Below are 18,945 nucleotides of genomic sequence, written 5' to 3'. Positions count from 1 at the left end.
CTCAAAAATTAAAATGAAAAAAATTACTACGATTTTATTTTCCACCCGCCTTACAGGTATCTTGTTTTTGATTTTTGCAGCTGCTATGGCTATCTCCACATTTATCGAGAATGACTATGGTACCCAAACCGCAAAAGCCCTTGTATACAATGCATGGTGGTTTGAACTTGTCATGTTGCTGCTTATGGTAAATTTTATAGGGAACATCAAAAAGTACGATCTTTTAAAACGGAGCAAATTGCCTGTATTGATGTTTCACCTGGCCTTTGTGGTTATTATTCTTGGTGCTGGCATAACCCGGTACGTAAGTTATGAGGGTGTCATGCCCATTTACGAGGGTGAAACCACCAATAAGATGCTGTCTGAGAAGACCTTTGTAGATATGCATATAGACGATGGCAATGAACAAAAGAAGCCTATATACAAACATTATCTATTTGCTTCTACCTATGGCAACAGCAGTAATTTTATGTACAATACCTCAAAATTCCTGAACTGGTTAAGAGGTGGTAATGATTTTTCTATCAAGACTGATTTTAAGGGAGACCCGATTGAGATCAATTATGTCAATTATATCCCGAATGCCTATGAAGAGTTTCAGCCCAATGAAGAGGGTGAAAACTATTTAAAAATTGTTGAGTCTGGCGGGGGAGGAAGGCACGAACATTATATCAAAGCCGGACAGACCATAAACATGCACAATGCCTTGTTCTCGTTTGAGAACCCAACAGAAGGCGCAACGAATATTTTTACAGAAAATGACACCTTAAGGATTCAAACCCCGAATGAAGGCGAATATATGATCATGGCAAGCCAGACCCAGGGGAAAGTGGTCAAGGATTCGGTACAGGTCTTTAACCTGAGGTCTCTTTATCAGTTAAGCGGAAACCAGTTTGTTATTCCCGAGCCTCCTGTTAAGGGAAAAATGACATTAGTTTCAGGAAATAAAGATGAACACCCCAGGGATATGCTTGAAGTAGAGGTAGTTACGAAAAACACAAAGCAAAACATTCAATTGTTTGGAGGTGCCTTACAGATTTCGGCCCCGAAAGTGTTTTCTCAAGATGGATTGAATTTTAGGCTCAAATATGGTTCAAAACAATTTCAGTTACCATTTTCAATAAAATTGAGGGATTTTCAATTGGAACGCTATCCCGGATCCATGAGCCCCAAATCATATGCAAGCGAGATTACAGTAATTGACGGGGAAGAGGAATTTGATTTTAGAATCTTTATGAACCATGTTCTTGACCATAAGGGCTACCGGTTTTTCCAATCGAGCTATAACGATCAGGGAGAAATAGAACAGACCTTTTTATCGGTTAATTACGACCAGGTCGGAACCTGGACCTCTTACCTGGGTTATTTCCTTTTGTTCTTTGGACTGATCTGGATCGTTTTTGATAAGAACACAAGATTTGCGTTTCTTAGAAAAAATTTGAATAAAGTAAAGAAAAAGAAAGCCAATTTGGTCTCCGTTTTACTGCTTGTTACCGGATTGTCATACGGGCAATCTGATCATGCATCTCATGCTTCGCACGATCAACAATATAAAACGATAGATTCTGTTATAGCAGCGCAAACGGCTAGCAAGTCACATGCCAGAGAATTTGGAAAGCTGGTGATTCAGGATGCAGGTGGGAGAATGAAACCTGTGAACACCTTTGCTTCAGAACTGTTGCGGAAAGTGAGTAAAAAGGATTCTTATAAAGATATGGATGCGAACCAGGTAGTGGTGTCTATGCTGACCAACCCAAGAGCCTGGTATTTTGTGCCTTTTATATATATTAAAAGAGAAAATACCAAGGTACGTGACCTGATTGGAATTCCACATGATCAAAAATACGCCCGATTCTCTGACCTGTTTAGCGAAAAAGGAGAGTATAAGCTTACCGACGAGGTAGCCAAGGCACATAAGAAAAAGATCAAGGATAAATACGAAGAGAGTGTCTTAAATATAGACGGACGCGCCAACTTACTGTTTGGGGCCCTGGGAGGTACTATATTTAAATTTTTTCCGCTACCTGAAGACAAAAACAACAAATGGTTCTCCTTTGTTGAAGTAAGGAATGCTGGTTTTAAAGGTGAGGATTCCTTATATGTGAGTAATATACTTCCTTTATACAGTCGTGAAGTTGTAGCGGCTGCACAATCAACGGATTATTCGACAGCAGAGGAATATTTGGAAAGCATGCACAAATTCCAGAGAAAATACGGCGCCGAAGTTGTACCGTCTGAACGAAAAGTAGAACTGGAATTATTCTATAACGAATACGATATTTTTAAATCGTTGTTTACCTATTATATGTTTGCCAGTTTACTGATGTTTATAGTGGTGATCATCAATATTTTCAACGATAAGAAGCTCATACGTACCCTGATCAAGATTTGTATGGGGATCATCCTTTTACTGTTTGCCTACCATACCGTTGGTTTGGGTATCAGGTGGTATATTTCTGGGCATGCTCCCTGGAGCAATGGCTATGAATCCATGATCTATGTATCTTGGGCCACCATGCTGTTCGGTATTATTTTTGGAAAAAGATCTCCTCTTACTTTGGCAGCAACTACTTTTGTAACCTCAATGCTGCTTATGGTTGCACATTGGAATTGGATGGATCCTTCTATAGGAAACCTGGTGCCGGTTCTTGATTCTTACTGGCTGATGGTGCACGTAGCGATCATCGTGGCAAGTTACGGGCCGTTTACCATTGGAATGGTACTTGGTATGTTATCGCTTATCCTTTATATTTTTACCAATAAAAAGAATAAAAAGAAAATGAACCTGGCGATCAACGAGATCACTACCATCAATGAAATGTCTTTGACCATTGGTTTGATCATGTTGACCATTGGTAATTTTCTGGGCGGTATCTGGGCCAATGAGAGCTGGGGAAGATATTGGGGATGGGACCCGAAAGAAACATGGGCCCTGATCAGTATCATTATTTATTCATTTGTGTTACACATGAGACTTATCCCGGGTTTAAAAAGCAAATACACTTTTAACCTGATGTCCGTTTTTGCCTTCGCTTCGATCCTGATGACTTATTTGGGGGTTAACCATTTGCTTTCAGGTTTGCATTCGTATGCAGCAGGAGAATCAGCAGCTGTCCCGAACCAGATTTGGGGATGGTTGGGTGTATCAGTAATTTTGAGTATATTGGCTTACTTTAAGTTTAAGAAATTTTACAAAAAGAAAAATAAAAAATAATGATGAAGCAAATCATTTTGTCGATATTTCTTTTAGTGGTGTTGATGGCAAGTTGCAAAAATGAGAAATCAGACGTTGCTCAAACAAAAGCTACAATGGAAGAAACTAAAGATCAGGCAGTAGAAAATATATACCAATTTGAGGTGACCGATTTGTACGGAGATCCGTTTGATTTTTCAAACCTGAAAGGGAAAAAGGTCATGGTGGTCAATACCGCTTCTGAATGTGGATTAACGCCTCAATATGAGCATTTGCAGAAATTATATGACACTTATAAGGACAAAAATTTTGTGATTGTTGGATTTCCTGCCAATAACTTTGGCGGTCAGGAACCTGGATCAGATGCGCAAATTGCTTCTTTTTGCAAGGAGAATTACGGAGTTACTTTTCCGATGATGTCAAAGATCTCTGTGAAAGGAGGGGATATGCATGAGGTATACCACTTTTTAACCGAAAAAGAGAAGAACGGCCTTCAGGATTCTGAAGTAGCCTGGAATTTTCAAAAATATTTAATCAATGAGCAGGGTGAACTTGAGATGGTTGTTGAACCCAAAACCCTGCCTACAGACCCTTCGATCGTCAACTGGATCGAAACCAACTAATACAGTAATTTCAATTTCCCCAATGTTAAACACCTTCAATTTGTTGAAGGTGTTTTTTTATGCACATTACTTGTACAATACCAATAAACATTTTAGTTTCGTATGACTGCCAGAAGCGATGTTTCCTGAGATTTCAAGGGCATATGCTTTAGCGTCATCATTGAGCCAGATTAGAATTCATGCGTAAAATCAACGATTATTAATTTTATAAATGTCATATTGCCCATACCGCTTCAGAAACTGTTTACCTATCGTATTACAGCTGCGGAAGCTGACTTTATCAAGGTAGGTACTCGCGTGGCGGTTCCTTTTGGAAAGTCCAAGATCTATACCGCTATTGTTTATGAAAAGCATTCTGAAGAGCCCAAGGCCTATGAGGCCAAGGAGATCTTTCAAATTCTTGATGATGCACCAATCATTACACAGATTCAATTACAACAATGGCAATGGATCGCTTCTTATTATATGTGTTCTCTTGGCGATGTATTAAGAGCTGCCCTTCCAAAAGCTTTTTTATTGGAGAGCGAGACCCTGGTGCTCAAGAATAATTCTTTTGAAGACGTATCCATCTTAACAGATGATGAATACCTTATTTGGGAGGCTTTGGAGCAGCAATCAAAATTAAAAATCCATGACATTGCAAAGATACTCGACAGAAAGGGCATACTGTCGGTTATAAACGGGCTTCTTTCGAAAGATGCCGTTGATGTTAAGGAAGAGATCTACGAGCAATATAAACCTAAATTTGTCAAGTATCTTCAGTTGCATGATTCATACACAACAGATGAGCGTTTGCATCAGCTTTTGGATGACCTGAGCCGGGCGCCAAAACAAAGGGAGGTAATGCTTGGTTTTTTTCAATTAAAAAGCGGTTCAGAAGAACCGGTTTTGATGCAGGAGTTGATCAGGAAAAGCAATAGCAGCACTGCTATTATAAAGGCCCTGGTTGAGAAAAAGGTATTTGATATTATAAAAGTAAGAGAAGACAGGGTTTCATTTCAAACGGATATAAAGCCTATTCACGAATTGAATGCACCCCAATTAGTTGCTTTTAAAGAAATTAAGGGAGTCTTTGATCAAAAAGAAGTGTGTCTTCTGCACGGTATTACATCAAGTGGAAAGACAGAGATATATACCCACCTGATTTCCGAAACGCTTGCGCAGGGAAAGCAAGTGCTTTATTTGTTGCCGGAGATCGCTTTGACCACGCATATCATCAGCAGGCTGGAACATTTTTTCGGAGATAAAATCTCGGTCTTTCATTCAAGATACTCAGTGGATGAAAGAGTTGAGGTTTGGAACAATTTACTCGTCAAATCTGATAAGGCACAGATCGTTTTGGGCGCTCGTTCTTCAGTTTTGCTGCCCTTTAGCAATTTGGGCTTGGTGATTGTTGATGAGGAGCATGAAACCTCCTATAAACAGTTTGAACCCAGCCCCAGGTATCACGCGCGTGATACTGCTGTGATGCTGGGACATCTGCATGGAGCTAAAGTGCTGCTGGGAAGTGCCACGCCTTCTGTTGAAACATATTATAATGCCAAACAAGGAAAATACGGTTATATAAAACTCGACACACGCTTTGGAAATGTCATGCTGCCTGAAATCGAATTGGTGGATATCAAAGAGAAGCACAGGAAAAAAAGAATGAAAGGCCATTTTTCGGACCGCTTGTTTTTGTTGATAGAACAAGCCCTGGGTGAAAAGGAGCAGGTTATCCTTTTTCAGAACAGAAGGGGCTTTTCACCTGTTGTAGAATGCAGCACCTGCGGGGTGGCACCCCAGTGCCCTAATTGTGATGTAAGTCTTACCTATCACAAATTCAACAATGAACTACGTTGCCATTATTGCGGCCACCAACAACCTCTGCCAAAGACCTGCCCGGCCTGTGAGAATCCAACCCTGGATACCAAGGGTTTTGGTACCGAGCAGATAGAACTGGAGCTAAAGGAGTTGTTTCCGGAGGCGAAAATTGCGAGAATGGATCTTGACACCACCAGGGGAAAATACGGTTACCAGAAGCTCCTGCGATCTTTTCATGATCAGGAGATCGATATTTTAGTGGGAACACAAATGCTAACCAAGGGCCTGGATTTTAAAAACGTCAGCCTTGTGGGGGTCTTGAATGCAGACAATCTTTTGAATTTTCCTGATTTCAGGGCGCATGAGCGCACTTATCAATTGATGGTACAGGTGTCGGGCAGGGCAGGGCGCGATCAGAAAAGGGGCAAGGTGGCCATTCAGAGTTTTAATCCTTATCATCAGATTCTTCAGCAGGTTACCACCCATGATTATGCGGCGATGTACCAAGATCAAATGAATGAAAGGCATCAGTTTAGTTATCCGCCATTTGTCAGGCTCGTACGTATCGTGTTAAAACACAAGGATTTTGTTAAAGTGGATACAGCAGCCGCCTGGATGGGGAAATCTCTGGTCAATAGTTTCGGAGATCAGGTTTTAGGCCCTACCAGCCCGTCCATCGGAAGGATCAGAAATAAATATATCAAAACAATACTGATAAAACTCCCGGCCAAGGTTTCCTTAAAACAATCGAAGGGTCAGATTCAAAGGATCAGAGATTCGTTTATGGCAATTCCCGACTTTAGGGCCGTACAGGTGATTGTTGATGTGGATTGTTATTGAGACAATGCTGCAATGCTACAATGCTGAAATGCTTGAAATCGAACCAGCCTGCCGGCAGGCAGGGATTCAGCGAAGCTAATGTGGGAATGTGAGAATTATTGAAAATCTCAAATCTCAAATCTCAAATCTGAAATCTCCAATCTGAAATCTCCAATCTGCAATGCTCTAATATTTTAGTGATTATTGCCATTCTTATTTTCCCATTCCTGCCGAAGGTCTGAGGATACCAGTCCGCTGCCGTCGTGTTTCCAGCCGGGTGGTTTGATAAAGTACTTCAATTTATTAGAGACGGTGGTTTTTGATTCAAGGGCATCTTTAAACATCAGGTACCACTCAATAAAGGCAATTTTTATCGGGTTATAGGTGTCTATATTCTTTACGAGCCCATAAATCGGTTTTTCGACTTCCGCTTCAAAGGTCCCAAACATTTTATCCCAGATAATCAGTATGCCGGCATGATTGCGGTCAAGGTACTGAGGATTGGTGGCATGATGTACCCTGTGATGTGAAGGCGTATTAAAAACGGTCTCAAACCATCCTGGCATTTTATCAATGAGTTCGGTATGGATCCAGTATTGGTATAACAGACTTATTGACATTTGGGCCAGTATCATCACCGGATGAAAGCCCAATACAGCCATGGGCAACCAGAATACAAATGACGTAAAACTGCCCGACCAGGTTTGTCTGAGTGCCGTACTTAAATTGTATCTTTTAGATGAATGATGCACTACATGCGAGGCCCAAAAAAACCTATTTTCATGACTGATCCTGTGAAACCAGTAATAACAAAAATCATCAGCAAGAAAAACCAGTATCCAGGCCCACCAGGTAAATGGTATTGTAAAAACCCTTATGTTCATATAGGCAAAGGTCAATACCGATAATACCAAAGCTTTAGCAAGCAATCCGATTAAAACATTTCCCAAACCCATTGTAATAGAAGCAGCAGCATCTTTAAAAGTATATGCAGCCATTTGCTTTTTACTGGTAATGATGATTTCGATAATCAAGGTCAGTATAAAAAACGGAATGGCATAATGTATGAGATTTGGTAAATCCGGTATGTTCAGGCTGTTATCCATCACTTTGTTAGGTCATCCAATTTTACAATAATTAAATTGAATAACAAAAAAACCATTTTTAATTTCTGAGGCGATCGGAGCTGAGGCGATCGCAAGTGATCGCCTCAGCTCCGATCGCCTCAGAAATGAGTGGGTGAAGCCCATAAATAAAAAAAAAGACCGGATTGACATGTCAATCCGGTCTTTTTTTTATCGTTTAAAGAGATTAGAAGATATATCTCAAACCAAGTTGCATTTGCCATCTGGAATCTATGCTGGAGTCATATCCAAAAGTCTTGGTAAGATTGCCATCATAAGAATAAGTTGGCACCTTGGTCACAGGATCTACTGAAACACCAAGTGGCTGCACTGAATTTGGTTGTTGAATAACACCCCAATCAGAATTTAGCATATTACCAAAATTTAAAATATCAATACTGAATTGAATGGTTTGTTTTTTATCACTGATAAAAAAGTTATAATCCTGTAATATTTTTAAATCTATTCTACTAACCCAGGGCGAAAATGCTCCATATCTTTCAGCATATTGACCTCTTCGGTTCTTTAAGTAATCATCTTGTGAAATAAAGGCGTCATATTTTGCTCCCATATCAGCTTGTATGAAATTCATATTTGAAACCTCAGACGAGGTAGGCACATAGATCAAATCGTTGACAGATGAAAAATCATTGTTGATGTCTCCTCCGTATGTGTAAGAAAACCTTCCGCCTTCTTTATATTCAAGGAAAGAAGAAATGGTGGTTGCCCATTTGTCATTTCCATAATTCCATTTTTTGCTGATCACACCAATGAATCTGTGCCTGCTACCATATTTAGAATAAGCCAGGTTATCATTGTTGACATTATTGATGGCAGGGTTAAAATTAAACGCATCCCCTGTAATTTCAGCTTCTATGGAGTTGACATCTTTGGAATCCAAATAGTTATAAGCACCACTTAAGAAAAAGTTATTTTTGAACTGCTTTTGTAATTTCAATGAGGCATTGATAACCCTTCCTTTATCTGAATTGGTCAGCACATAGGCATTCCCGCGTTCTGTGCTACCCCATGGAGCTACCCAGGTTGAAACATCTCCATCTCCGTACACCGGTCTGTTGTCAACCCCGGACAAAGTAGCAGTAGGTTTGTTGAGTCCCCAGTTTTGAACGTGAATGGCATTCAAATCTTTGGTATAAGACAGGTCGGCCACAAGGGTCAGCCCGTTTTCAAACATATAATCCATACCCAGACTGCTTCTCCAAACTTGTGGCCATTCAAAGTCAGTATCAACAACCTGGTAAAAGAATTGATCTATCCCACTTACCTGATTTCCTAACCAAACAAATGGAAGCCTTCCTGTAAATATCCCTGTACCACCTCGCAATTTAAAGGTATTGTCCCCATTAACATCCCAGTTGAAACCAACTCTGGGTGAGAACAGAATTTTATCGCTAGGCATTTTTGTAGAATCAAAAAGCGTTTTTTCTCCCGTCACAGGGTCAAAATATTCGATACTTGGGTTGTAAAATTCTGAATTTTCAGTGTCGATGAATTTTTGAGTCAGTTCTGACGTATTAAAATAAAGTGGTTTGTCGAATCGTATTCCAAGTGTTAGAGTAAAGTCGTCGTTTACACTCCATTCATCCTGACCGTAAAAGGCAAACTGACCGAAGTTCATTTCGGCTAAATTCCATCCCCCGTCTACTCCGTCTTCCAAACTTCCTTTTGCATCATATGTAGCTACGGCATTGTTCAACGCTTCTTGATAATTATTGGCATCAAAGTCATTAATGTCAACGCTTCCAAACACATCAAATCCATATCCTTTTAAGTTAAAGGAATTTTTAAACATAAATTTTTCAAAAGTTATTCCTACCGTGAAAACGTGGTTGTTTTTTACGTATGTCAGGTTATCAGTCAATTGAAAAACCCTTTGATCCAAACGGTTGTTGATTGAAAAAGGCTCATGACCGGCAATGATATAAGGTGATCCATCTTTTGTTATGTTGATTACCGGAGCAGGTGAAGAAAAAGGATCACGATAGTCATCAAAATAAGTATACCCCATTTGGAACTTATTGGAGATGTTGTCGGTAAAATTTGAATTCAGTTCAACTAAAAATGATTGGATATTGTTATTAATGGTGTATCCCGAATTTTCAAACTGCATGGTATTGAAGTCCGGTCCTCTTCTGTTGATCGCAGTTGGGTGAGCCGGTTTATCTTTTGAGGCGTTTAAAAAGTTGTAAATAAAAGCAAGCCTGTGGTTGTCATTGATGTTCCAATCGAATTTGACAATTCCCTTTGTTGATCCTGAATTGTGTATGAAGCCTTCATATGACCCTGTATCGTAACCAATACCTGATAAACTATTTTGGACATCAATCAGGTCCTGTTCAATGACTCTTGATTCATTTACGGCACCCGTACCCCTGAAGGGCAACCAATTTTGTCCCAGGTCTGTTCTTTCATCTTTTTCAAAATTGGCAAAGAAAAATAATTTGTTTTTTACAAGTGGGCCGCCGATGCTGAAACCGTATTGTTTTTGCTCCAGTTTAGGTGTAGCGATTTTGTCGCCTTTTACCCTGCTACCTGTCATGTTTTCGTTACGGTAGAAACCATATGCAGTTCCGTGAAATTCATTCGTTCCACTTTTGGTAACGGCATTTACAGATGCTCCGGTAAATCCGGATAAAGTAACGTTATAAGGCGCAATTGAAACTGAAATCTGATCGATGGCATCCAAAGAAATCGGAGTTGCATCTGTTTGACCTCCAGGCGTTGCAGCATCCAAACCAAAGGGGTTATTAAAAATTGAGCCATCCAGTGAAAAGTTATTGAACTGGTCGTTTCGGCCACCAAATGAATCTCCGCTTGCCGAGGGCTCTAAACGAGTAAAATCTTTCGTACTTCTTGAAATAGTAGGAAGGGTGGTTAGTTCTTTCCTGCCAACACTTGTTTCTGCACCTGTTCTTCCTTTACTGAATGTATTGTCAGAAGAGGTAGTTATTATTACTTCCTGCAGCTCCTGAGTATCTTGTTGCAAGGTGCTTACAAAATCATATGATGCCCCTAAAGTTAAGAAGACCCCAGTTAATTCTTCCGTTTTATAACCCACATAGCTTATGGTAATCGTGTAAGGTCCTCCTACGCGCATATTTCGAATGTCGACGTTCCCGTCAAAATTCGTTGTGCTCCCGTATTTGGTCCCGGTTGGCGTATGAATGGCGACTACCGTGGCAGCCGGAAGTGCTGCATTTGTGTCGTCATAAACAACACCCGATATAGAAGATGTTGTTATCTGTGCATGTCCTGCCAGGGTCAGCATAAAGATCAATAAAAGAGTAAAATAGGAATTTTTTTTCATGATTCTAATTTAATAAGTTTTACACCACGAATGTATATAAAAAAAGCCTGTTCCATAAAGAACAGGCTCATAATATTTACCAACCAATTGTTAATAAAAACTTCGTTAATTCTTTTCTGAAACCACTTCAAAAGGAAGTTCAACAATCACGTCTCTGTGCAATCTAACAGAGGCATTGTATTTTCCTAATCTCTTTACCAAACCTCCAGCAACAGTAATGAATTTCTTCTCAATTTCCTGACCTTCAGCGGCAAGTGCCTCAGCTATATTTGCATTGCTGATCGATCCGAATAATTTATCACCTTCACCAGTTTTGGCAGTAAGTTTCAATTCCATGGCTTTTAAAGCCTCAGCAGTTTTATTCGCTTCTTTAACTACGTTCTGCTCTTTATAAGCTCTTTGCTTTAATGTTTCAGCTAAAACCTTCTTAGCCGAAGCAGTAGCCAATACAGCTTGTCCTTGTGGGATCAGGAAGTTACGTCCATAACCATTCTTCACAGTTACAACATCATCTTTAAATCCTAAATTAGCTACGTCTTGTTTTAATATCAATTCCATACTATCCGGTTTATTATTTTAACATATCACCTACATATGGCATTAAAGCCAAATGACGCGCTCTTTTAATTGCCTGAGAAACTTTACGTTGGTATTTCAACGAAGTCCCGGTTAACCTACGAGGTAAAATTTTACCTTGTTCGTTCACTAAGTACATCAAAAAGTCAGCATCTTTATAATCAATATATTTGATACCGTTCTTCTTAAAACGACAGTACTTAACTTTTACCTTAGTATCTATCTCTAAAGGAGTAAGATATCTTATCTCTCCTTTACTTCCGCCTTTCGCTTGTTGTTCTAATGTTGCCATTATTTTTTAGCCTTACTTGGTTTAACTCTTTCTTTTCTTTTCTCCGCCCAGGCAGCCGCGTGCTTATCTAACTTTACAGTAAGATACCTCATGATGCTGTCATCTCTTCTAAATTCAAGTTCGTACGCAGAGATTTCTTCTCCGGGACATTTGAATTCGAATAAATGATAAAATCCGGTTTTTTTCTTTTGGATTGGATAGGCAAGTTTTTTCAAGCCCCAATCTTCTTTCCAAATCATTTCGGCACCTTTAGAAACCAAGTAGTCTTCAAACTTCTTTACTGTTTCCTTTACCTGAGTATCAGATAAAACGGGATTCAAAATGAAAACAGTTTCGTAATGATTCATATTTATACTATTAATTGTTAATTTTTAAGCGTGCAAATATACAATATTATTTTTGTTTTTGATTACTTTTGCATCTTTAAAATAATTAATCCATTCTCAGGAACAGAGGGTTGATTTATAGTTGACAGATAAGATGAAATATACGAAACTTACCAAAGAACAGTTTGAGGAACTCAATGAAGAATTTGCTGTTTTTCTCGCTGCTCAAAGTATTGACGTGAAAGAATGGACCAGGATCAAAAAAGAAAAACCTGAACTGGCAGACAAGGAAATGGAAGTTTTTAGTGATTTTGTCTGGGAAAAAGTAATCGATAAAGCGAATTATCTTGAGCATTTTTCTAAAGACGCATTAAACCTTTTTAAATGTGGCAAAGAAAATATACAGCGTATCGTTGTGAAGGTAAAGAAAGAAGGGATCAATCTTTTGGAATCAAAGGATTTTGAATGGTTGATTGACAATTCAAAGGATCCTCGGATTGAATACCTCAAAGGCGAAAAAAAGTATAGCCAGGAGCGCAATACAGAAATCTTTGACCTGATTCAAAAAGGGAGTGTGGTTTCTGACGGCAAATTGTTTGAGGCCATTTTTAAAATGCTGGTCGCCTGATCAGAAGGGTAATAATTCTATAAATTTTTCCATCCCGCTTACTGCTTTTTCTTCGATTATGGTTAGGTTTTCAAGAGCAGATGCATGAATCGCGGGTTTGGGGTCAATAAAAAAGACAGGAGTCGTATCAGTAATATAATGGATCAGGCTGGCTGCCGGGTATACCTGCATGGAGGTTCCAATGATCAGCAGCAGGTCGGCTGACGCGGTAATCTCGATGGCCTTGTCTAACATCGGGACGGCTTCCCCAAACCAAACAATATGAGGCCTCAATTGACTTCCTGATTCGCAAAGATCTCCATGCAACAAGTCTTTTTCCCATTGATATACCAGCTGCTCATTTTGTGTACTCCTTACCTTAAGCAGCTCACCATGTAAATGAAGCACGTGAGTACTTCCGGCTCTTTCGTGAAGATCATCTATGTTTTGGGTCACAATACTGACTTCATATGACTTTTCGAGTTCTGCAATTAATTCATGGGCTTTGTTGGGTTTTACCTGGGATAATTGCCTGCGTCTTTGATTGTAAAAATCAAGTACCAGTTCCTTGTTTTTATGCCATCCCTCCGGTGATGCAACCGACATGACATCATGCCCTTCCCAAAGGCCGCCGGCATCCCTGAAAGTTTTGATGCCGCTTTCGGCACTCATGCCTGCCCCGGTAAGTACAACAATTTTTTTCATCGCTTATTTGGCCCTGTATTTGGCACTGATCTCAAATATATGATTCATGATGTTTTTATCTTCTTCAGTAAAATCTTCATGCTTCCTGTCCATCACTAATTCAGTTGTTTCGTATGCCTTCTTTAAACTATAGGTTATGAAACCCGCTGCACCGCCCCAGGAGAATGAAGGAATGAAATTTCGAGGGAAATTACTTCCGTAAATATTTGCACTTACACCTATCACGGTGCCCGTGTTGAACATCGTGTTGATCCCACATTTAGAATGGTCACCCATAATCAATCCGCAAAATTGCAGACCGGAATCCACAAATTTTTCTGATGAATACTCCCAGATTTTTACATTGGCATAGTTGTTCTTAAGGTTTGAATTATTGGTGTCAGCTCCAATATTACACCACTCACCAATTACTGCATTTCCCAGATACCCATCATGACCTTTGCTGCAATATCCCGAAAGAATCGCATTGTTCACCTCACCTCCAATTTTGCTTTTCGGGCCCAATGTTGTTGGGCCGTAAACTTTAGTACCCATTTTAACGACTGAATGTTCCCCCATTGCAAAGGGCCCCCTGATCATGGCACCTTCCTGAACTTCTGCATGTTTACCGATATAGATAGCTCCGTTTTTTGCGTTTAAAACCCCAATTTCTATATCGACATCTTCTTCTAAAAATATACGATCCTTGTTGATACAGTGAACGGTATCTGGTATAGGGGCAGAGACCCTGTCTTTGGTTATTAAATCGAAATCTTCTTCCAGGGCCACTCCGTTATTCGTAAAAAGGTCCCAATTATGTTTGATCTGGATTAAAGGCTGGTCAAATTCAAGGAGTTTATAACTATCAAAGTCTACTTCTTGCTGTTCTCTGGCATAAAAAGCAATCAATTCACCTTCTTTAAATACCGCCTCATTTGGTTTGATTTCTTTGATCAGCTCAACGAGTTCTTTATTTGGCAAAACCGATCCGTTGATCATGACATTTTCCTCCATTTCAACCATAGGGAATTTGTTAGCCAGATAATCTTCGGTTACAGTGGTAGTTGTAGAGCCTAGATATTTTTCCCATTTTTCCCTGATGGTCAGTATACCTATTCTCAGATCAGCTACAGGTTTTGTATAGGTGAGGGGAAGCAAATTATCCCTGTATGCACCATCAAATAAAATATAATTCATCAGTCAATTTTTTGAGCAAATATAAGTTTTTTCACTTTATGCCTCTTGTTTATAAAGTCACAACAATAACGTTGAAAATATTATGCTTATTTTGGATGAAATAAAAAAATAAGTGAACATCAATTTAAAGCAAGGACAATGGATTGGATTTGTATATGCTGCATTAGCAACAATCATCTGGTCAGGAAATTTTTTGATCGCCCGCGGACTCAATGATAAAATACCCCCGGTGAGCCTGGCTTTTTGGAGATGGACGGTAGCGACCATAGTTGTTTTTCCGATAATTATCAAATCTGTGTATACTCAAAGAAAGTTGCTCAGGCAGCATGCGGGATATTTAGTGGTCACTTCAATTTTAGGGGTTTCGGTCTTTAATACGCTGATTTATATAGCGGGTCAGACAACTTCTGCTTTAAACCTCTCGTTAATTTCCATAACATTTCCTGTTTTCACCATAATACTGGCCAGGATATTTTTAAAGGAGCCAATTACCGTATCAAAAACAGGAGGTGTTATGGTGATCATTTTTGGCGTGATCCTGCTGGTTTCTAAAGGAAATCTAAATTCATTGTTTAGCATGTCATTCGCCATCGGTGATGTTTGGATGCTGCTTGCCTCCCTCATATTTGCCATTTACAGCCTTTTGGTCAAATCAAGGCCCCTGGAAATAAGGCCGCAAAGTTTTTTGGGAAGCACTTTTCTCATCGGATTGATCTTTCTCTCTCCTTTCTATTTGTTTAGCTTAAATGGATCAGATTCGGGTTTATATGATCAGGTTACGATATATTCAATTCTGTACATAGGGATTTTTGCATCTGTAGTGGCCTATTTTTTATGGAACCGATCCGTAGATCTTTTAGGGCCCTCAAAAGCGAGTATGATATATTATACCATTCCGATATTCAGCGGTATTCTTGCTTATATTTTCTTGAACGAAAAAATAATGCCCGTTCATTTGATCAGTGGCTTGTTGATTTTATCAGGGATATTTATTGCCAACAGAAAGGCTGCGGGCTAAGGGATAGAAACAGCATAAAAAATGCCCCTCAGAATATGAGGGGCATTTACTATTTGAAATATGCTTCGGTTTACTTGCTTAAATACATCTTTCTTCTTGAGTACAATTCATAGAACTCATCGTCTTTTAGACTTTCGATAAAAAGAATGCTTTCGCCGGTAGATTTCATTTCAGGGCCCAGGTTTTTGTTTACGTTAGGGAATTTATTGAATGAAAACACGGGTTGTTTGATGGCGAAACCTTCCAACTGAGGATTAAAATCAAAATCCGTTACCTTGTTTTCTCCCAGCATAACCTTTGTGGCAAAGTTGACATAAGGTTCGTTATAGGCCTTTGAAATAAATGGTACCGTTCTCGATGCTCTTGGATTTGCTTCAATGATATAGACGATATCGTCTTTTATGGCAAACTGAATATTGATCAGCCCTTTGGTTTCAAGCGCCAAGGCGATCTTTTTAGTGTGGTCCTTAATCTGCTGCATCACAAATTCTCCCAGATTAAAAGGAGGCAAAGTCGCATTTGAATCCCCTGAGTGCACCCCGCAAGGTTCAATATGCTCCATAATACCAATGATATAAACGTTTTCTCCGTCACAAATGGCATCCGCTTCGGCTTCAATCGCCCCGTCAAGATAATGATCGAGCAACAGCACATTGTTCGGGATCTTTCTCAGGATGTCAATCACGTGATTTTCAAGATCATCCTTGTTGATAACGATCTTCATGCCCTGTCCTCCTAAAACATAACTTGGTCTTACCAGTATAGGAAAGTCAAGTTCATCTGCAATTGCAGCAGCTTCATCAGCGGAGGTTGCGGTTCCAAACCTTGGAAAAGGTATTTCTAATTTGGTCAATAGTTCTGAGAAATGCCCTCTGTCTTCGGCGAGATCGAGTGCCTCAAAACTGGTCCCGATGATTTTAACCCCATATTTACTTAGCTTTTCAGCCAATTTAAGGGCAGTTTGCCCTCCGAGCTGAACGATGACGCCCTCAGGTTTTTCCAGTTGAATGATATCCCATATATGCTCCCAGAATACAGGTTCAAAATACAGTTTGTCCGCAATATCGAAGTCGGTAGAAACAGTCTCGGGGTTGCAGTTGATCATGATCGTTTCATAGCCACATTCTTTTGCAGCCAAAACCCCGTGCACACAGCAATAATCAAACTCAATACCCTGACCAATCCTGTTGGGTCCGGACCCTAAAACAACAACCTTTTTTTTATCACTCACGACGCTTTCGTTTTCGGAATACGCTTTTCCGTCAACGATCATATTGCTTTCAAAAGTAGAGTAGTAGTAAGGTGTTTCGGCTTTAAATTCAGCGGCACAGGTATCAACCAATTTATAAACCCTGTTGATATTCAGTTCCCTGCGTTTTTTATGCACCTCGCTTTCCCAACAACCAATCATATGGGCAATCTGTCTGTCTGCAAAGCCTTTCTGCTTGGCTTCAAGCAGTAATTCCTTTGGAAGTGCTTCCAGAGAATTGTAGGAGGTTATTTCATTTTCAAGAAAATACAGGCCTTCATATTGTTTCAGGAACCACATGTCAATTTTTGTGATCTCGTGGATTCTCTTCAGGGGAATTCCCATTTGTATGGCATCATAAATCACAAAAACCCTGTCCCAGCTTGCATTTTGCAATTTTGAAATGATGGTGGCATAATCTTTTACTCCCTTGCCATCGGCTCCTATTCCGTTGCGGCTGACCTCCAAAGACTGGCATGCTTTGTGGAGTGCTTCCTGAAAGCATCTGCCTATGCCCATTACTTCCCCGACTGATTTCATCTGAAGGCCCAGCGTTCTGTCTGAACCTTCAAATTTATCGAAGTTCCATCGCGGGATTTTTACGATTACATAGTCTAGTGTGGGTTCAAAAAGCGCAGAAGTTGTTTTTGTGATCTGGTTCTCCAATTCATCGAGGCTGTAGCCTATAGCAAGTTTTGAAGCTATTTTAGCAATAGGGTACCCTGTTGCTTTTGAGGCAAGAGCTGACGAGCGCGATACCCTGGGGTTGATCTCAATGGCGATGATATCTTCTTTTTCATCGGGACTCACAGCGAATTGAACATTACAGCCTCCTGCAAAATCTCCGATGGAACGCATCATGTGTATCGCCATATCACGCATCCTCTGGTAGGTGGTATCGCTTAAGGTCATGGCCGGTGCCACGGTAATGGAATCGCCGGTGTGGATACCCATCGGGTCCATATTTTCAATAGCACAGATAATAACTACATTGTCATTTTTATCGCGAAGCAATTCCAATTCATATTCTTTCCAGCCAATTAATGCTTTATCGATCATCACTTCGTGAATCGGTGAAATTTCGAGGCCACGGCTCAAAAGTTCATCAAAATCTTCCTTTTTATGCACAATAGAAGCGCCTGCGCCACCTAAGGTGTATGAGGCCCTGATCACGAGCGGGAAACCAAATTCCTGGGCTATTTCTTTTCCTTTTAGAAAAGAAGTCGCAGTTGCCTGAGGTGCCATGCCAATGCCTATTTTCAGCATGAGCTCGCGAAATTGTTCGCGATCTTCTGTAATGTTAATGGCATTGATGTCAACCCCGATAAGTTCGACCCCAAAATCTTCCCAAATTCCTTTTTCATCTGCCTCAATACACAAGTTCAATGCAGTTTGACCACCCATCGTGGGTAATACGGCATCGATATCGTGTTTTTTAAGAATCTCAATAATTGATTTTGTGGTTAAGGGCTTGAGGTAAATATGATCTGCCATTTGAGGATCAGTCATGATGGTGGCAGGATTGGAATTGATCAACACAACTTCGATGCCTTCTTCGCGTATTGATCTGATTGCCTGTGTGCCTGAGTAATCAAATTCACATGCCTGGCCTATGATAATTGGACCTGAACCTATAATTAAAATCGATTTTATGGAATTGTTTTTTGGCATTTTTTTTTATTTTTTTGAGTCAGCTAAAATATTGAAATATAATTAATTATCGGGTAAATTTTGATTTGTAAAAACTTAGGTATAAAAAAAGGTGTTACTAATTAAAGTAACACCTTTGGTATATATCTGTTTCAACATATTATTTTTTATGATCAAACTCTGATGAGACTGAAAGTTTAGCTCTTCCTTTTGCTCTTCTTCTCGCCAGGATTTTTCTTCCATTCACACTGGACATTCTTTCACGAAACCCGTGTTTGTTTTTTTTCTTTCTATTCGATGGCTGGAACGTTCTTTTCATTTCTAAATATCTTAATAATTGGGTACAGTCCTTTTTTCTCTAAAAGTCCGGCAAATATACAAAGGTTTTTAGTTCTGACAAGCGAGAAATAAAAAAAACAAAAAAACCCAAGACTTTTTAACAATTTAAAAGTGTAT

General features: G+C 39.7%; 14 protein-coding genes. 5 read left to right on the top strand and 9 right to left on the bottom strand.

The window, feature by feature from the left end; all coding sequences use genetic code 11:
- Positions 1-13: 13 nt before the first annotated feature.
- The 3 genes from AABB81_RS04275 (at position 14) to priA (ending at position 6,459) form a co-directional block, all read left to right on the top strand.
- Positions 14-3,214 carry a cytochrome c biogenesis protein CcsA gene (locus tag AABB81_RS04275; RefSeq protein WP_342158853.1) on the top strand — a complete coding sequence of 1,067 codons (3,201 nt, stop codon included), beginning with the start codon at positions 14-16 and terminating at the stop codon, positions 3,212-3,214.
- A gap of 2 nt (positions 3,215-3,216) precedes the next feature.
- Positions 3,217-3,816 carry a glutathione peroxidase gene (locus AABB81_RS04270; protein ID WP_342159652.1) on the top strand — a complete coding sequence of 200 codons (600 nt, stop codon included), beginning with the start codon at positions 3,217-3,219 and terminating at the stop codon, positions 3,814-3,816.
- 219 nt (positions 3,817-4,035) lie between these two features.
- Complete coding sequence (gene priA / locus AABB81_RS04265) at positions 4,036-6,459, top strand: replication restart helicase PriA (RefSeq protein ID WP_342158851.1); 2,424 nt, start codon at positions 4,036-4,038, stop codon at positions 6,457-6,459.
- A 173-nt stretch (positions 6,460-6,632) separates the two neighbouring features.
- Here the strand turns inward: priA and AABB81_RS04260 are convergent, their stop codons facing one another.
- From AABB81_RS04260 to rpsF, 5 genes are all read right to left on the bottom strand, one after another.
- Positions 6,633-7,544, bottom strand: a complete 912-nt coding sequence (locus tag AABB81_RS04260; RefSeq protein ID WP_342158849.1) for a sterol desaturase family protein — start codon at positions 7,542-7,544, stop codon at positions 6,633-6,635.
- 205 nt (positions 7,545-7,749) lie between these two features.
- Positions 7,750-10,890: a TonB-dependent receptor gene (locus tag AABB81_RS04255; RefSeq protein WP_342158847.1), complete on the bottom strand. Its 3,141-nt coding sequence runs from the start codon at positions 10,888-10,890 to the stop codon at positions 7,750-7,752.
- 105 nt (positions 10,891-10,995) lie between these two features.
- The gene (gene rplI / locus AABB81_RS04250) at positions 10,996-11,448 is read right to left on the bottom strand and encodes a 50S ribosomal protein L9 (protein WP_342158846.1); all 453 of its coding nucleotides are present in this window, start codon (positions 11,446-11,448) and stop codon (positions 10,996-10,998) included.
- A 13-nt stretch (positions 11,449-11,461) separates the two neighbouring features.
- Positions 11,462-11,758: a 30S ribosomal protein S18 gene (rpsR, locus tag AABB81_RS04245; RefSeq protein ID WP_224926970.1), complete on the bottom strand. Its 297-nt coding sequence runs from the start codon at positions 11,756-11,758 to the stop codon at positions 11,462-11,464.
- Positions 11,758-12,105, bottom strand: coding sequence for a 30S ribosomal protein S6 (gene rpsF / locus AABB81_RS04240; protein ID WP_342158843.1), 348 nt, complete (start codon positions 12,103-12,105; stop codon positions 11,758-11,760). The genes rpsR and rpsF overlap by 1 nt, the downstream gene beginning before the upstream one ends.
- 133 nt (positions 12,106-12,238) lie before the next feature.
- Here rpsF and AABB81_RS04235 point away from each other — a divergent pair, with 133 nt between their 5' ends.
- Complete coding sequence (locus tag AABB81_RS04235) at positions 12,239-12,712, top strand: DUF6495 family protein (RefSeq protein ID WP_342158842.1); 474 nt, start codon at positions 12,239-12,241, stop codon at positions 12,710-12,712.
- Here AABB81_RS04235 and AABB81_RS04230 read toward each other — a convergent pair whose 3' ends face one another.
- Both AABB81_RS04230 and AABB81_RS04225 read right to left on the bottom strand, forming a co-directional pair.
- Positions 12,713-13,396 carry an SIR2 family NAD-dependent protein deacylase gene (locus AABB81_RS04230; protein ID WP_342158841.1) on the bottom strand — a complete coding sequence of 228 codons (684 nt, stop codon included), beginning with the start codon at positions 13,394-13,396 and terminating at the stop codon, positions 12,713-12,715.
- A gap of 3 nt (positions 13,397-13,399) precedes the next feature.
- Positions 13,400-14,572 (bottom strand): GlmU family protein, encoded by a 1,173-nt coding sequence (locus tag AABB81_RS04225; protein WP_342158840.1) that lies wholly within the window; start codon positions 14,570-14,572, stop codon positions 13,400-13,402.
- A 112-nt stretch (positions 14,573-14,684) separates the two neighbouring features.
- Between AABB81_RS04225 and AABB81_RS04220 the strand changes: the two genes are divergently transcribed.
- On the top strand, positions 14,685-15,590 hold the full coding sequence (locus AABB81_RS04220; protein WP_342158839.1) for a DMT family transporter: 906 nt from the start codon (positions 14,685-14,687) through the stop codon (positions 15,588-15,590).
- A 70-nt stretch (positions 15,591-15,660) separates the two neighbouring features.
- Here the strand turns inward: AABB81_RS04220 and carB are convergent, their stop codons facing one another.
- Entirely contained in the window at positions 15,661-18,510 is a 2,850-nt protein-coding gene (gene carB / locus AABB81_RS04215; RefSeq protein WP_342158838.1) for a carbamoyl-phosphate synthase large subunit, read from the bottom strand.
- A 139-nt stretch (positions 18,511-18,649) separates the two neighbouring features.
- Positions 18,650-18,808, bottom strand: coding sequence for a 50S ribosomal protein L34 (gene rpmH, locus AABB81_RS04210; protein ID WP_342158837.1), 159 nt, complete (start codon positions 18,806-18,808; stop codon positions 18,650-18,652).
- Positions 18,809-18,945: the final 137 nt, after the last annotated feature.

Origin of the sequence: Lutimonas vermicola, from assembly GCF_038433205.1 — a bacterium.
In the GTDB taxonomy this organism is placed as follows: domain Bacteria; phylum Bacteroidota; class Bacteroidia; order Flavobacteriales; family Flavobacteriaceae; genus Lutimonas; species Lutimonas vermicola.
Note: the sequence above shows the minus strand (reverse complement) of the source record. Positions and strands in the feature narration are given on the sequence as shown.

What these genes read in the sequence shown, in the direction of transcription:
- AABB81_RS04275 (WP_342158853.1), top strand. Translation starts at nt 14, where the DNA reads ATGAAAAAAATTACTACGATTTTATTTTCCACCCGCCTTACAGGTATC.
- AABB81_RS04270 (WP_342159652.1), top strand. Translation starts at nt 3,217, where the DNA reads ATGAAGCAAATCATTTTGTCGATATTTCTTTTAGTGGTGTTGATGGCA.
- AABB81_RS04260 (WP_342158849.1), bottom strand. Translation starts at nt 7,544, where the DNA reads ATGGATAACAGCCTGAACATACCGGATTTACCAAATCTCATACATTAT.
- AABB81_RS04255 (WP_342158847.1), bottom strand. Translation starts at nt 10,890, where the DNA reads ATGAAAAAAAATTCCTATTTTACTCTTTTATTGATCTTTATGCTGACC.
- rplI (WP_342158846.1), bottom strand. Translation starts at nt 11,448, where the DNA reads ATGGAATTGATATTAAAACAAGACGTAGCTAATTTAGGATTTAAAGAT.
- rpsR (WP_224926970.1), bottom strand. Translation starts at nt 11,758, where the DNA reads ATGGCAACATTAGAACAACAAGCGAAAGGCGGAAGTAAAGGAGAGATA.
- rpsF (WP_342158843.1), bottom strand. Translation starts at nt 12,105, where the DNA reads ATGAATCATTACGAAACTGTTTTCATTTTGAATCCCGTTTTATCTGAT.
- AABB81_RS04235 (WP_342158842.1), top strand. Translation starts at nt 12,239, where the DNA reads ATGAAATATACGAAACTTACCAAAGAACAGTTTGAGGAACTCAATGAA.
- AABB81_RS04230 (WP_342158841.1), bottom strand. Translation starts at nt 13,396, where the DNA reads ATGAAAAAAATTGTTGTACTTACCGGGGCAGGCATGAGTGCCGAAAGC.
- AABB81_RS04225 (WP_342158840.1), bottom strand. Translation starts at nt 14,572, where the DNA reads ATGAATTATATTTTATTTGATGGTGCATACAGGGATAATTTGCTTCCC.
- carB (WP_342158838.1), bottom strand. Translation starts at nt 18,510, where the DNA reads ATGCCAAAAAACAATTCCATAAAATCGATTTTAATTATAGGTTCAGGT.
- rpmH (WP_342158837.1), bottom strand. Translation starts at nt 18,808, where the DNA reads ATGAAAAGAACGTTCCAGCCATCGAATAGAAAGAAAAAAAACAAACAC.